This is a genomic window from Streptomyces sp. L7, assembly GCF_050990935.1.
Taxonomy (GTDB): domain Bacteria; phylum Actinomycetota; class Actinomycetes; order Actinomycetales; family Microbacteriaceae; genus Leifsonia.
The window spans coordinates 1,781,982-1,796,095 of record NZ_CP194644.1; the positions used below are offsets into that span (position 1 = coordinate 1,781,982).

The following is a 14,114-nucleotide window of genomic DNA, read 5'->3' on the forward strand; positions in this document are numbered from 1 at the left end:
TGCTCCAGTGCATGCGGTCGGCAGAGACCGCCAGCCTAAGGACGGCTCAGGGAGCGCGGCAAAGCGATTGGTACTTTGGTCTAACCGGATCGAAGGGAACACGACGGATGTTTGTGCGCATCGGCAACACTCCGCGCGATTACGCGTGGGGTTCCACGACCGCGATCGCCCGCCTCCTCGGCACGACGCCGAGCGGGGCTCCGGAGGCGGAGCTCTGGCTGGGCGCGCACCCGGGCTCCCCGGCCCGCATCCTCGACTCGGCGGAGACCGGCGGCGCTGCCGACCTGGCGCACTGGGGCGAGACGGCCGGCACGCTCCCCTACCTGCTCAAGGTGCTCGCGGCGGCGGGACCGCTGTCGCTGCAGGCGCACCCCTCGTCCGCGCAGGCGCGCGCCGGGTTCGAGCGGGAGAACGCCGAAGGCCTGGCGCCGGACTCCCCCGACCGCAACTACAAGGACCCGTTCCACAAGCCGGAGATGATCTTCGCGCTGTCCGACCCGTTCGACGCTCTCTGCGGCTTCCGCGAGCCGGCGGACAGTCGCGCCGCGCTGGAGCGGCTCGCGGGCGGCGACCCCGCGGTGGCGGCGTTCGCGGCGATGCTCGACGGTGAGCCGGAAGGGGCACTTCGCCGCGCGACCGAATGGCTTCTCGGCGGCACGCCCGAGGTGGCGTCGATCGTCGGGGCCGTCGTCGAGGCGGCACGGACCGCCGAGGGCACCGACGCCGACAGCGTCGACGCCGACACCGTCCGGATGCTCGCCGAGGCGTTCCCCGGCGACCCCGGGATCGTGCTCGCGCTGCTGCTCAACCGGGTCGCGCTGCGTCCGGGCGAGGCGCTCTATCTCCCGGCGGGCAACATCCACGCCTACCTCCGCGGGCTCGGCATCGAGCTCATGGCGGCCTCCGACAACGTACTGCGCGGCGGCCTGACCCCGAAGCGGATCGACGTGCCGGAGCTGGTGGGCATCCTCGACTTCAGGCCGTTCGCCGTGACCCCGATGGTCCGGGAGCGGCCGGCGCCCGGCGTCGAAGAGTTCGTTCCGGACGTGCCGGACTTCCGGCTGGTGCGCGTGGAGGTCGGCGGCGACGTGCCGTCCGCCGCGGTCGACCTGCCGGGCACGGCGATCGTGCTCTGCACGGCGGGGGACGTCGAACTCCGCGGCGCCACCGGATCGCTGCGGCTGACCCGCGGCGAGGCGGCCGTTGTGACGGCGGACGAGGCCACGCTGACCGTATATGCCGGCGCGGGAACACTCTTCGTGGCGACGCCGAACCGGTGAGCTATCCTTCGGGGGTGAGCAGGCCCTCCCCTTCTGCGCCCGGATCGACTCCGGTGCGCGACCGCGCGGCCGCCGTCCGCGGCGCCTCAGGCACCGGGGTCTCGGTATTCGCGGTGCTGGTGCTGTTCACGCTGTTCGCCGGAGACTTCTGGCGCAACCTGATCAGCTGGCCCGGCTACTTCGCGCTCGCCGCCGCGCTGGCGGTCGGGAGCGTCGTCCTCCTGGTGCGGCGGCGGCCCGTCCTGCGCTGGCGCACGCTGCCGAAGACGCTCGTGCTCTTCCTCGCCTACGCGGTCGTCTCGCTGGCCTGGTCGGCGTACCCCGGCGCGACCGCGCTCGGGCTGGTCGCCCAGTTCGCCACGACCGGCGCGGCGCTGTTCCTCGCGTTCTGCCTGAGCTGGCAGTCGCTGCTGACCGCCCTGGCGAACGCGTTCCGCTGGATCCTCGGGCTGTCGCTGCTGTTCGAGCTGATCGTGTCCGTCTTCGTGCGAAAGCCCGTCCTCCCGCTCACGCCCGCCCAGCCGGCGCCGGCCACGCACATCCCGTCGGCCTTCTACTGGAGCCGCGACCTGCTCTTCCACGGCGGCCAGATCCAGGGGATCGTCGGCAACAGCAACCTCCTGGCGATGGTCGCGCTGCTCGGGCTCGTCGTGTTCGGCATCCAGCTCGCCGATCGCAGCATCCGCCGCGGCACGGCGATCACCTGGGTCGTCGTCGCCGTCGTGACCTTCGCGCTGACCCGCTCCTCGACCGTGTTCGTCGCCGCCGTGTTCACGGCGGTGGTGCTCGGCTTCGCGCTCTGGACGCGCCGGGCCGGCCCGGAGCGGAGACGCCCGGTGTACCTCACCGCTGCGGCGCTCACGGTCGTGGTCGTCGTCTCCGTCGTGCTGTTCGCCTCCCGCATCCCGGTGCTGCTCGGCAAGAGCGAGGATCTCACCGGCCGACTGACGATCTGGAACTCGGTCGTCCACCTCGCCCAGGAGCGCCCGGCGTTCGGCTGGGGCTGGGTGAGCTACTGGGCGCCGTGGGTGTCGCCGTTCAAGAACCTCGCCGTGCGCAGCGGCGTGGTCTACCTGCAGGCGCACAACGCCTGGCTCGACGTGTGGCTGCAGCTCGGGATCGTCGGCCTGGTGGTCTTCGCCCTCCTGGTGCTGAGCACGCTGTGGCGGTCGTGGTTCCTGGCCGTGGACAGGCCGCGGGTGGCCGTCGCCGACGACCTGCCGTACACCGCGCTCGCCCTCCTGCCGCTGCTGCTGCTGGCCGCGCTGCTCGCCCAGAGCCTCGCCGAGAGCCGCATCCTCATCGAAGGGGGCTGGGCGCTGCTGGCGTTGCTCGCGCTGAAGACCAAGCAGTCCGCCACGTAGGATTCTGTTCATGGCCGAACCGCGTCGAACCCTGGTGCCGCCCGCGGTGACCGAGTTCCTCGGATCGGCGAGATTCAACTCGACCCTCGCGCTGCTGGCGGTGGTGACCGGATTCTCGACGCACGCGATCCGCGCGCTGATGGGCTGGCCCGGCCTCATCGGCGTACTCGGCACCATCGCCGCGCTGGCGGCGCTGTCGTTCATCGCCCAGCGCAAGCTCATCGAGTGGCACGGCCTGCTGCCGATCTCGGCGCTGCTGTTCGTCGGCTGGTGCGCACTGTCCATCATCTGGAGCGACTACCAGTTGGCGACGGTCGCCGGAGTCTTCTATCAGCTCCTGTTCGCGTTCCTGGCCGTGTACATCGCGCTCGTGCGGGACGCGATCCAGATCGTCCGGGTGGTGGGCGACGCCCTCCGCGTGCTGCTGACCGTGTCGCTCGCGATGGAGGTCCTGAGCGGCCTGCTGCTGGACATGCCCATCCGCTTCCTCGGGATCGCGGGCAACCTCGCGGCGGGAGGCCCGATCCAAGGCTTGTTCGGCACCCGCAACCAGCTCAGCATCGTCGCGCTGATCGCCTTCGTCACGTTCCTCGTCGAACTGCGCACGCGCTCCGTGCGGCCGACGCTGGCGGCGTACTCGATCACGCTCGCCGCGCTCTGCATCCTGCTCGCGCACTCCCCGTGATCGCCGCCGTGTCGGTGGTCGTCGGGTTCGCCACCCTGGCGCTGTACCTGCTGCGCAAGGTGCCGGCCCACCGCCGGACGCTGGTGCAGTGGGCGCTGGCGGTGGTCACCATCGCAGTCCTGGTCACCGCGTACATCTACCGCACCCGCGTCATCGACCTGCTCAACGCCCGCGCGGACTTCCAGGTGCGCTACAAGCTGTGGATCCAGATCTGGGAGCTCATCCCGATCGACCAGATCACCGGCTGGGGCTGGGTCGGCGCCTGGCCGACCGACCTGTACCCGTTCAACGCCATCCAGGACGCGACCGGCATGTACCACCCGGACGGCCTGAACGCCTACCTGGACGTCTACCTCCAGGTGGGCTTCATCGGCCTCCTGATCTTCGTCGCGCTCATCGCCCTGGCATTCGGCCGCTCGTGGCTGCTCGCTTCGAACCGCCGCAGCGTCGTCTACGCGTGGGCGCCGCTCGTGCTCGTCGCCCTGCTGGTCACGAGCGTCTTCGAGAGCGCGATCCTGATCGAGTCGGGCTGGATGCTGATGGTGATCTGCACCGTGAAGGCGTCGCAAGGTATGAGCTGGCGGCTGCGGCTGCCGCACCGCGACGGCGCCGGAGGCTAGTTCAGCGGCGCTTGAGCCCGACCGAGAGCACGCCGAGGAACATGCCGGCCATGATGGTCTGCGCGCCCAGGATCATGAGCAGCGCGGCGACGATCGCGATCCGGAGCGTCACGCCGGCGTCCAGCGCCCCGAACCCGGTCGACCCCCACACCACGAACTGGACGATCGCGGTCACCAGGCCGATCGCGAACAGCCCGAGTCCGGCGAGTGCGCCCGACTCCAGGCTGATGCGGCGTTCCAGACGGTCGAAGTTACGGCTCCGTGGAATCCGGAAACCCTCGTGCTGGGCGTAGATCTTCGTGAGGATCGCGAAGAGCACTCCCTGATAGCCCACGCTGGCGAGCGCGGCCAGATACACCTGACTCGCCAGGTCGAAGCCCACGTCGCCGATCACCAGTGGGCCGAGGCTCAGGAACAGCGTCCCGAGCATGCCCACGACGAACGCCACGGTGCCGGGGACCAGGAAGAGCCAGCGCGGGCTGAAGATCAGGAGGAAGCGCAGGTGCCGCCAGCCGTCCCGCCAGCTTCGCAGGTGCGGCGGACGCGAACGCCCGTCCTTCGCAAGAGTCGTGGGGACCTCGCTGACCCGGCGACCCTCCAGGGATGCCTTGACGACCATCTCGCTCGCGAACTCCATCCCCGTGGTCTGCAGGCGCAGACCGGCGATCGACTCGCGGTTGAAGCCGCGGAGGCCGCAGTGGAAGTCGCGGATGGGCGAACGGAAGAAGAGCCGCCCGATCGTGGACAGCACCGGGTTCCCGAGGTACTTGTGCAGCGGCGGCATCGCGCCGGGTGCGATGCCCCCGAGGAACCGGTTGCCCATGACGAGCTCGTCGCCGGCGCGCAGTCGCTCCAGGAAGGCGTCCAGATCGGAGAAGTCGTAGCTGTCGTCCGCATCGCCCATGATGACGTAGCTGCCCTGGGCGGCCGCGATCCCGCCGATCAGCGCAGCGCCGTAGCCTTTGTCCGGGACATCGACCACCCGTGCTCCGTGGTCGCGCGCGATCTGCTGGGAGCCGTCGGTGCTCCCGTTGTCCGCGACGATGATCTCGCCCGCGACGCCGCTGCGCTCCAAGTAGCCTTGGGCCTTGTCGATGCAGACCGCGAGGGTCTCGGCCTCGTTGAGGCAGGGCATGACGATGGAGAGTTCGAGCACACTAACCGTCTGATCGGCGCCGTCAAGGGTCTTCAACTGAACGCATCCTTCTGGTAGCAGCGTACGAGGCGGTTTGATAATAACCGGAAGCGCGCCCCGATCACGTCGGCTCGCGGAGATGGGATAGTGGACGGGTGAACAGGATCCTGGCCCGGTGACGGCCGCCATCGACGTCGTGGTCCCCGTGCACGGCAACTGGGCGGTCACGCGCGCCTGCCTGAACGCGCTCGCCGCGCAGACGGCGCCCCACCGGGTGATCGTGGTGGACGACGCCAGCCCCGACGACACCCGGCATCGGCTCGCCACCGAGTTCCCGAGCGCGACAGTCATCGGGTTCGATGTGAACCGGGGGTTCGCTGCCGCCTGCAATGCGGGCATCGCGGCCGGCGACTCCGGAGTCGTCGTCCTGCTCAACAACGATGTGGAGGCCGACCCGCGCCTTCTGGAGGAACTCGCCGGCGCGCTGTCGCGGCATCCTGCGGCCGGGAGCGCCGTCCCGCTCCTGACCCGGCCGAACGGCACGGTCGACGCGTACGGCCTGTGCGTCGACCCGACGATGGCGGGGTTCGTCCGCTTCGCCGGAGCCAGCGTCGACGAGGCGACCAGCGCGCGCGGTCACCGGCTGCTCGGACCGTACGGTGCGGTCGCCGCGTTCCGCCGCTCGGCACTCGATGAGGTCGGGCCCCTGGACGAGGGCATCTTCATGTACGGCGAGGAGCTCGATCTCGCTCTGCGCCTGAGCGCCGCGGGCTGGGGGACGGTTGCCGTCCCCGCAGCCAGGGGCGTGCACCTGGGCGGCGCCACCTCCGGCCGCGGCTCGGCGGCACAGCGTCGCCGAGCCGGCTTCGGGAGAGGGTACCTGCTGCGCGCCTACGGAGTGCTGCGCGGGCGGTACGGGCTGCGGGCGCTGCTGACCGAGGCGATCGTCTGCGCGGGCGACCTGGTCCTCTCCCGCGACGCCGCGTCGACGATCGGTCGCTGGCAGGGCTGGCGTGCCGGCGCGCACGCCGAGCGGCGTCCGCGGACCGTGCCCGCAGTGGACACCACGATCGGTTTCGTGCGGTCGCTCGCCCTCCGCATCGGCGACCGGAGGGCCTGAGGTGAGCACGGACCCTCCTCCCGAGCTCGCCCTGCGCCGCGCCGCTCTGTCGGTCGTCACACTCGTGGGCGGAGTGTCGCTCGCCGTCATCCCCGCCGCCACGATCTCGATCGCGTCGCGCGTGTTCCCGCTGGCCGAGCAGGGGGCCATCGCGGTCGCGACGACCGTCGCCACCTTCGCCGGTCAGCTCGTCTTCGCGATGGTCGTCGAGTCCCGGTTGAGCTCGGCCTCCACCGAGCGGCGGGTGACCTTCCCCGCCTGGCTCGCCGGCCTCTCCCTGCTGGCCGCCCTGGCGGTCGCCGTCGCCTTCGACAACGCGGTCGTCCTGTGCATCGCGCTCCCCATCCTCGTCTCCTCGCTGGAGGTCGGCCGCGGGGTCTCCGTCGCCGAACGGCTGGACGTGCGCGAGTTCTGGGCGGCGGTCGCGGTCGGCCTCGGCGCGCTCACCGGTGTGCTCGCCGGATTCGCCGGCGCGCACTGGGCGCTCATCCCGCTCGTCGCGGGCATCTTCGCCGCCACCGTCGTGCGCGCCCTCCCCGTCGCTCACACCGCCTCGCGCCCCGAACCGCGCGTCATGGGCTGGGTGGTCACCGACGTGGCGATCACGGGCGGCGTGTACCCGCTGCTGAACACGACGGTCCTCGCCCTGCTCGGTCCGGCCCAGGCCGTGCTGTTCACCTCGATCTCGACCGTCTCCGGGCTGCTGGCCATCCCGCTCAACTTCATGCGGCTCCGGCTGCTCAAGGAGCACTCCAGGCTCGACGTCATCGTCTCGGCGACAGCCGTCGCCGGCGCGATCGTCGTGATCCTGGTCTGCGAGTGGCTGGGGGTGTTCGGCTTCATCTTCCACGGCACCTGGACGACCGCCGCGACAGCCGCCCCGCTGCTCGTCGCCTGCCTCTGGCGCGCCGCGTCGCTGGCGACCACCATCCCGTTCGCCAGCCTGCGCCGGATGGGCGAGGCCAAGCTTCTGACGCTGCTGCGCGCGGCCGTCGCGATCGTCACCTTCCTGGCCGCGGTCGCCGTCGTCGGCACCGACGATCTGGTGTGGATCTTCGCGGTGCTGCTCCTGGGCGAGCTGCTGCAGGCCGGCACGTACGAGTTCGCGCGGCGACGACGCGTCTCCGCCCGCGCCGCCGCCGAACGCGGTGCCGTCCAGTGACCGTGCGCGTCCTCGTCGACCTCCTGTTCCTCACCGGAGGCAAGGGCGGGATGGAGTCGTACGTCGAACGCCTGTACGGCGCGATCGCCCCACCGCCGGGCGTGGAGTTCGTCGGGCTGGCGTCGAAGGAGTCCGCCGACAGGGGCCTCCACTGGTTCCCCGGCGACGTGATCGACTCCGGAGTGAGCGGCGAGGACCGTGTCGCCTGGGCGCTGGGCGAGCTGCGAGCCCTCCCGTCGTGGGTGCGCCGCACGGGCGCCGCTCTCGTCCACTCCCCCGCGAACGTCGGGCCTGCGCGTGCGAGCGTTCCCGTCGTGCTCACCGTGCACGACGTGCTGCCGTTCGTGCACCCGGAGTGGGTGCCGGGACGTCACGGCGCCCCGCTGCGCTGGCTGGTCCGGCGCGCCGCGCGCAACGCGGCCCGGGTGCTCACGGTGAGCCGGTCGTCCGCGGAGGCGATCGCCGGCGCCCTGCGCATCCCCGCGGACCGGATCGTCCCGATCCCGCTCGCCGGCGAGCCCTCCGCGGCCCCGGAGACGCTCCCGCCACCCGGGCGCCCGATGGTGCTCAGCATCGGCAACCGGATGCCGCACAAGAACGTCGAGATCCTCCTGCACGCGCTCGCGCTGATCCCGCCCGGCCGCCGGCCGCGGCTCGCCTTCACCGGCGGCGGGGAGGGCGATCCGCTGCCGGCCCTGGCCGCCCGCCTCGGCCTGCAGCCGGACGTCGACCTGCTGGGCTGGCTCAGTCCCGACGAGCTCGACGCGGCGTTCGCGCGGTCTGCGGCGATCGCGTTCCCGACGCGTTTCGAGGGCTTCGGGCTGCCCGTGCTGGAGGCCATGTCGCGCGGCCGGGCCGTCATCTGCTCCGACCTCCCCGTGCTGCACGAGGTGGGTGGCGAGGCAGCGGTCTACGTCGATCCGGACGATGCCGGAGCGTGGGCGCGCGCCATCGACGCGGTCGCCAACGACCGGACCCGGCTCGACAGGCTCGGTGCGCTCGGCGCCGCGCACGCGCGGACCTTCTCGTGGGAGCGCACCGCGGAGCGCACCTTCGACGTCTTCCAGTCGGTCCTGGCGGGCTCTCAGCGGGCGGCGCGGTAACGCTCGAGGAGCTCGCCGACCGAGGCGCGCAAGTCTCGGGTGCGCCGCGCTCGCGCGAACCACTCTCTCGTGGAGGCGCGCAGCGCACTGCCTCCGTCCAGTGCCCGCACGAGGGCGCCTCCGAGATCGTCGGCGGACGCCGACGCGGCGACGAAGCCGTTTGCGCCGTCCTCGACGAGGTCGGCGCTCGCGTTGTCCTCCCCGGCGACGACGACGCTCGGCGTGCCGTAGGACGCGGCCTCGGCGACGACGAGGCCGAACCCCTCTCGCCGGGACGGGTTCACCAGCACGGCGGCGCTCGCCATGAGGCCGGCCAGCTCGGCCTCCGGCACCCTGCCGACGATCTGGACCTCGACCCCCGCGTCCCGGGCCGCGCGACGCAGCGCGTCCGTCTCCGGGCCGGAACCGGCGACGACCAGCCGCGCCTCCGGGTGCGCGCCGCGCACCACGCGCAGAGCCGCCGGAAGGGCGGTCAGCCGCTTGTCGGGGATGTGGCGGCCGGCGAAGAGGATCAGCCCGGGATCGGGATCAGGACCGGCGGCGACGGCGGGCGCCCCCACGAGATCGACCAGTCCCAGGACGAGCCCCCGCCGGCGCCTGCCGCGGGTCCGTCGGCTTCCACGCGTCCCCTGGGCGCGCCGCAGCGTGAAGGAGCTGTTGACGGTCACCTCGTCGCTCATCCGGAGGGCCGCGCTCTGCACGAGCCACGCGACGGAGCCGACCAGCGCCCCGGAGTACTCGCGCCATTTGCGCAGCGGCCAGACCTCCAACCAGTCCGCCACCAGCCAGGCTCGGGAGCCGAGAAGGGCGAGCCGCGCGGCGATGACGTTGAGCGGCGGGAGAGCGCTGACGACCACCAGATCGTAGTCGCGGCGTCGCGTCAGCAGCGACCGGAACACCGCGAGGGCGAACCCGACCGCCGCCCGAGGGAGGCGGTCGCCTCGCTCGTCGGCGATCTCCCCGCGCCAGATCTCCCGGATCCCGAACTCGGCGGGAGGAGCGCTGCCGGGCTGCCACTGCGCCCGCGTCAGATACTCCACCTGGCAGCCGCTCTCGACGAAGCGCTCGGCGAGCGCGCGATAGACCCGCTCCCCGCCACCGGTGTTGACCGGGAAGAGACAGTCGTAGATGACGGCGACGCGCGGACCGCCCGAAGCGGTCATGCCGGGATCCGGGCCGCGGCGTGCAGCTCGGCGGACGGATCGTCGGGCTGGGCTGCACGCCGCGCGAGCATTCCGGTGAACACGAAGAACGCGGCCGAGAACACGATGAAGAGCGCCGCCAGCGCCATCCAGCCGAGCGGAGGCTGCCAGTGCGGATGGTGGAGCATCTGCGTGATCGGGGTGGCGTTGCCGACGACATAGCGGCGCAGGGTGAGCACGAAGGCGAGGCAGCCGAACACCCAGAGCAGCGCTCCGATGGCCCATGTGGCCCGGACCGAGAGGAAGCCGATGCGCCCGCCACCTCCCCGCGACAGCGCCCAGCCGGCGACCGCCAGGACGGAGAGATCGAGGAAGAGACCGTAGCGCCCCTGCCAGATGATCCCGGTCTGGTGAACGCTGTAGGCCTGGACGAGCACGGGTACCAGCATCGCGGCGCCGAGGGCGACGACCAGGGTGACCAGCTCGCGACGGCGCGCACTCAGGAGGGCGAGCGCGACGAGGAGGACCAGGGCGGCGACCGCGAACCAGAGCGCCCACCCCGGCAGCGGTGCGTCGAACCAGCCGAAGTAGCCGAGGGCCTGCACGGCGAAGGTCGGCGTGCCGCGCAGCATGTACGCCGCTCCCTGCAGGAAGCTCGCGTCGACCAGCGGGGCGTCCGCTTTCTCGGCCTGGCCCGAGAGGCTTCCGCCGACGAGCGTCCAGCCGATCGAGAACACACCGCCGACGAGGATGACCGCGAGCCAGGGGTACGACGACCGTTGGCGGAAGGCGGCGGCGAACGGCCGGATCCCGGTCGCCACGAGACAGAGGGCGACGAGGAGGAGGACCCAGAGCGGCCCGAGGGCGCGGGCGTTCGCAAGCATGATCGCGGACGCCGTGACGATCGTCCACAGCATCCCGCGGCGCAGCAGGGGAGGTTCGTCCTGCGGTGCGCCGAACGACTCCAGGAGCCGCAGGAGCGAGACCGTCAACGCGAGTCCGGCGAGGATCTCGACCCCGTTCGGGTTGATGGCCCCGTTGAGGTAGACGACCATCGGGAGCGCGGCGAACGACACCGCCACAGGCATCCAGCGCGCCCGCCGCGAGGCGACCGCGGCCTGGAGCGCCCACGCGAAGAACAGCGCACCGAAGAGCGCGCTCACCACCCGCATGGCGTAGATGCCGGTCGACCCGCCGAAGACCAGGCTGGGCCAGCCGACGACGAAGTAGTAGATCGGGTTGTAGGTGCTCACCCAGGTCGCCGACCAGGCTGTCCCGCCCTTGTCACCGAGCTCGAATCCACAGTTCGCCGTCGTCTCCGAATGGAACGCGAAGCACAGGAGCTGCTGGCTGACCGCATAGCTCGGCGGCACGTCGACGACAAGCTGCCGGACGCCGGGTTCGGGATGGCCGACCAGCTCCCCGCGCACCTGCGCGATCGCCTTGACCGCATGCGCATTCTCGTCGGGGACGGAGAAGATCGGCGATGCGAGCGCCCAGCTCACGCACAGCGCGGCGAAGAGGAGGAAACCGGTCCAGAACACCAGCGCGGTCCGCGGTCGTGCGCTGAGGCCCGCTGCGGTGGGCGCTGCGGCGTCGGACCGGCCCGACTCGGACGGGGCGCGGGAGATCGTGGACGAAGGTGAGGGCACAGACGGATTATGCCGTGCTGGAGCGTCGGCCGCAGAATCCACACCGCAGCCGCCCGGGGCCGAGCGTGAATCGCCCACGATCCAGTCCGTTATGCCGGCTGGACCAGGTCGCGACCGATGTCGGCGACACCACGACTGGCGAACCGGCCGTATGCCTTCGTGGCCGCCAGCCGGAGCACCGGGAACACGCGACGGACCCGTGACTCCGGCATGGCCGCGCGCCGCGCCTCGAACTGCGCCTTCGCGTGCGCCGCGCGCCGCACGGACTCGGCGACCGGCAGGGTGTCGAGGCGCTCGGCCAGCACGGCGAACCGGCGGGCCAGGATGCGGTTGCGCTCACCCCGCCGCTCCAGCACCCGTCCGACCTTGTATCGCAGGGTCGGCGCCGAGACGCCGATCTGATTGGCGCCGTGCAGCCGGTAGTCGACCGTCTGGTCCGTCACGACGGCGACGCCGCCGAGCGCGGCGGCGAGCACGGCGAGCCATTCGTCGTGCACCCACTCGCCGGGGAACGGCAACGCTGCGTCCAGCAGCGAGCGCCGGAAGACCACCGTCGCGCCCGTCGCCAGGTTCCGCCGGAGGAAGAGGTCGAACGCCCGGCCCGAGCGTTCGAGCTCCAGCTCGCGGGCCGACACCTCGAGGTCCTCGAACAGCGACCGACCGAGCGGAGCCCCTCCGAGTCGACCAGTCTGGCGTCGGTGTGGACCAGGAGCAGCCGGTCGTCGTCGAACAGCGCCGCCAGTCGCTGAAGGCGGTCCGGCCGCCACACGTCGTCCTGGTCGGACAGGGCGACCAGCGGCGCGTCGACCGCCGCGACCGTCCGCTCGAAGTTCCGCGTGACGCCGAGCCGCTCGCCCTCGGGGAGCACGGTGAGCGGGACGGACTCCCCCACCGTCTCGCGGACGATCTCGACCGTCCGGTCCCGGGAGCCGTCATCGCCCAGGACGATGACCTGCGGCGGCCTGGACTGGCCGAGGATGCTGCGCACCTGCTCGGCCGCGAAGCGTTCCCCGTCGTACGTGCAGAGAGCGACGCCGACGCCGAGCGCGCCTGCGCTCATCGGGTCTCGCCGACTCCGTCGAGGAGAGTGGAGCCCTCTGGCAGGTGGTGGTAGTCGTCGTCCGAGTGGTTGACGGCCGCCTCCTGCGCGATCCGGCGGCGGAGGAGGACCGCCACGAGCGCCGCCGCGCCCGCGGCGAGGACGTCCGCTGCGGTGAACATCGCGCGGGAGACCAGGCTGAGCGCGCTGGCCTGCGGGATCGTGAGGAGCAGGCCCATCGCGCCGACCAGCACGGCCTCGCGGACGCCGACGCCCGACGGGAAGATGAACGCGAAGAGACTGAGCGTGAAGCCGAGGGCCATCGCACCGGTGAGCAGGACGAGCGTCAGGAAGTCCGGGTTGACGAGGGCGTTGACGAGCAGCCAGAGGTGAAGGCCGTAGCAGAAGTAGGCCAGGAGCGACCAGCCGACGGCCTTGAGCACCGTGCGGAAGGCCACCTCGTGGTCGAGGGGCGGACGGCGGAAGATCTTGAGCACCAGCGACGCCAGCCACGTCATGACGCGCGGGTGCAGGCAGACGAGCCCGAGCGGCAGCAGCAGGAACAGCCAGAGCAGCGCGGGATGGTTCTCGGAGACGAACGGCAGCGCGAAGGCGCCGAGCACGAGCGACGAGACGACGCCGATTCCCGCGGCGTACAGGGAGGCCACGAGCACGCGCGGCCGGAGGATGCCGTACTGGCGCCCCAGCTCCATCTGCAGCACGTACGACCACACGGAACCGGGGACGTACTTGCCGAGCTGTCCGACCAGCATCACCTGGGAGCCGCGGACGACCGGGACCTTGGGCCCGAGGCCGTTCAGCACGGCGACCCAGCTCATCGTGCCGGCGAGGAGTCCCACGATCACGAGCACCAGCGAGAGCACCAGCGACGCCGCGGGGATCTTCGCGATCGTCGCCGACACCGCCGACCACTGGCTGACGAGGTAGTAGACCGCGAATGCGATGACCGCCGCGAGGAGGACGTACCGCAGCACGAGGAAGATCTTGGGGAGCACCTTCTTGAGCGCGTTCATCGCGACACCGCCTCTCCGAACGCAGCCAGATCGAGATCGAACGGCGACGGCAGCCCGACCACGTCGGTGCCGCCGGTGGACTCGAACCGTTCGACCATACGCTCGATCTCCGGCGCCGGGAGGCCCGCGCGCTCCAGCCCGACGGCGTTGACGCCCCGCACCGCGCACGGGTTCCCGAAAGCCTTGACGAACGGCGGGATGTCCTTGGTGACCACAGAGCCCATGCCGACCATGGCGAACGCCCCGATGACGCGCCGCTGGTGCACGCTGGCGTTGAGGCCGATGTTGGCGTTCCGTCCGACGGTGGCGTGACCGCCGAGCGCGGCGCCCGAGGCGATCGTCACGCCGTCGGCGATGCGACCGTCGTGCGCGATGTAGACGCGGTTCATGATGAACAGCCCGTCGCCGAGGGTCGTCCGCTCGTGCCAGCCGCCATGCACCTGCACCTCTTCTCTGAAGACGCCGCCGTGGCCGATGGTAACCCCGGCTCCTGTGGGCGTGTCGATCCACGCGCCGTCGTGGGCGAAGCCGCGCACCTCCGGCGGGCAGCCCACCTTGACTCCCGCCCCGAACCAGTTGCCGTCGCCGATCTCGACATCACCGCCGATGACGGCGTAGGGTCCGATGACGTTGCCGGTGCCCAGACGGACAGCGCGGCCGATGACAGCAGTCGGGTGAATGGAGTTCATAAATCTCGATCTTCGGGGGGTCGTGGGCCGGCTTGACGCACGCCGCGCGAGTCTACGGCATGGTGTCCTAAGATCGACTGGGTGCCCGT

13 protein-coding genes and 1 pseudogene are annotated in these 14,114 nt (G+C 71.5%); 7 read left to right on the forward strand and 7 right to left on the reverse strand.

Features of this window, described 5'->3' with window-relative positions:
- The first annotated feature begins 107 nt into the window (after positions 1-107).
- Genes manA through ACR5MH_RS09080 form a run of 4 tightly spaced genes read left to right on the forward strand, consistent with a single transcriptional unit; the run spans position 108 to position 3,949 of the window.
- Positions 108-1,280, forward strand: a complete 1,173-nt coding sequence (manA, locus tag ACR5MH_RS09065) for a mannose-6-phosphate isomerase, class I (protein ID WP_433862515.1) — start codon at positions 108-110, stop codon at positions 1,278-1,280.
- 14 nt (positions 1,281-1,294) lie between these two features.
- On the forward strand, positions 1,295-2,644 hold the full coding sequence (locus tag ACR5MH_RS09070; RefSeq protein ID WP_431346935.1) for an O-antigen ligase family protein: 1,350 nt from the start codon (positions 1,295-1,297) through the stop codon (positions 2,642-2,644).
- A gap of 10 nt (positions 2,645-2,654) precedes the next feature.
- Positions 2,655-3,329: a hypothetical protein gene (locus tag ACR5MH_RS09075; protein ID WP_433862516.1), complete on the forward strand. Its 675-nt coding sequence runs from the start codon at positions 2,655-2,657 to the stop codon at positions 3,327-3,329.
- Positions 3,326-3,949 carry an O-antigen ligase family protein gene (locus tag ACR5MH_RS09080; RefSeq protein ID WP_433862517.1) on the forward strand — a complete coding sequence of 208 codons (624 nt, stop codon included), beginning with the start codon at positions 3,326-3,328 and terminating at the stop codon, positions 3,947-3,949. The genes ACR5MH_RS09075 and ACR5MH_RS09080 overlap by 4 nt, the downstream gene beginning before the upstream one ends.
- A gap of 1 nt (position 3,950) precedes the next feature.
- Here the strand turns inward: ACR5MH_RS09080 and ACR5MH_RS09085 are convergent, their stop codons facing one another.
- Entirely contained in the window at positions 3,951-5,141 is a 1,191-nt protein-coding gene (locus tag ACR5MH_RS09085) for a glycosyltransferase family 2 protein (protein ID WP_431346937.1), read from the reverse strand.
- A gap of 118 nt (positions 5,142-5,259) precedes the next feature.
- Between ACR5MH_RS09085 and ACR5MH_RS09090 the strand changes: the two genes are divergently transcribed.
- Genes ACR5MH_RS09090 through ACR5MH_RS09100 form a run of 3 tightly spaced genes read left to right on the forward strand, consistent with a single transcriptional unit; the run spans position 5,260 to position 8,469 of the window.
- Complete coding sequence (locus ACR5MH_RS09090; protein ID WP_431346938.1) at positions 5,260-6,204, forward strand: glycosyltransferase family 2 protein; 945 nt, start codon at positions 5,260-5,262, stop codon at positions 6,202-6,204.
- A gap of 1 nt (position 6,205) precedes the next feature.
- Entirely contained in the window at positions 6,206-7,366 is a 1,161-nt protein-coding gene (locus ACR5MH_RS09095; protein WP_431346939.1) for a hypothetical protein, read from the forward strand.
- Positions 7,363-8,469: a glycosyltransferase family 4 protein gene (locus tag ACR5MH_RS09100; protein ID WP_431346940.1), complete on the forward strand. Its 1,107-nt coding sequence runs from the start codon at positions 7,363-7,365 to the stop codon at positions 8,467-8,469. The genes ACR5MH_RS09095 and ACR5MH_RS09100 overlap by 4 nt, the downstream gene beginning before the upstream one ends.
- Here the strand turns inward: ACR5MH_RS09100 and ACR5MH_RS09105 are convergent.
- The 6 genes and pseudogenes from ACR5MH_RS09105 to ACR5MH_RS09130 form a co-directional block, all read right to left on the reverse strand.
- Complete coding sequence (locus tag ACR5MH_RS09105; protein ID WP_431346941.1) at positions 8,451-9,632, reverse strand: glycosyltransferase family 4 protein; 1,182 nt, start codon at positions 9,630-9,632, stop codon at positions 8,451-8,453. The two genes, ACR5MH_RS09100 and ACR5MH_RS09105, sit on opposite strands and share 19 nt — an antisense overlap.
- Entirely contained in the window at positions 9,629-11,263 is a 1,635-nt protein-coding gene (locus ACR5MH_RS09110) for a DUF2142 domain-containing protein (protein WP_431346942.1), read from the reverse strand. The genes ACR5MH_RS09105 and ACR5MH_RS09110 overlap by 4 nt, the downstream gene beginning before the upstream one ends.
- Before the next feature lie 89 nt (positions 11,264-11,352).
- Positions 11,353-11,898: a hypothetical protein gene (locus ACR5MH_RS09115; protein WP_431349495.1), complete on the reverse strand. Its 546-nt coding sequence runs from the start codon at positions 11,896-11,898 to the stop codon at positions 11,353-11,355.
- Positions 11,899-12,017: 119 nt separating this feature from the next.
- A pseudogene (locus ACR5MH_RS09120) lies at positions 12,018-12,323 on the reverse strand (glycosyltransferase); the annotation flags it as partial.
- A complete protein-coding gene (locus tag ACR5MH_RS09125; protein ID WP_431346943.1) occupies positions 12,320-13,336 on the reverse strand; it encodes a lysylphosphatidylglycerol synthase domain-containing protein in 1,017 nt (338 codons plus the stop codon). The gene ACR5MH_RS09125 and the pseudogene ACR5MH_RS09120, both read right to left, overlap by 4 nt.
- Complete coding sequence (locus tag ACR5MH_RS09130) at positions 13,333-14,025, reverse strand: acyl-ACP--UDP-N- acetylglucosamine O-acyltransferase (RefSeq protein WP_431346944.1); 693 nt, start codon at positions 14,023-14,025, stop codon at positions 13,333-13,335. The genes ACR5MH_RS09125 and ACR5MH_RS09130 overlap by 4 nt, the downstream gene beginning before the upstream one ends.
- Positions 14,026-14,114 lie beyond the last annotated feature (89 nt).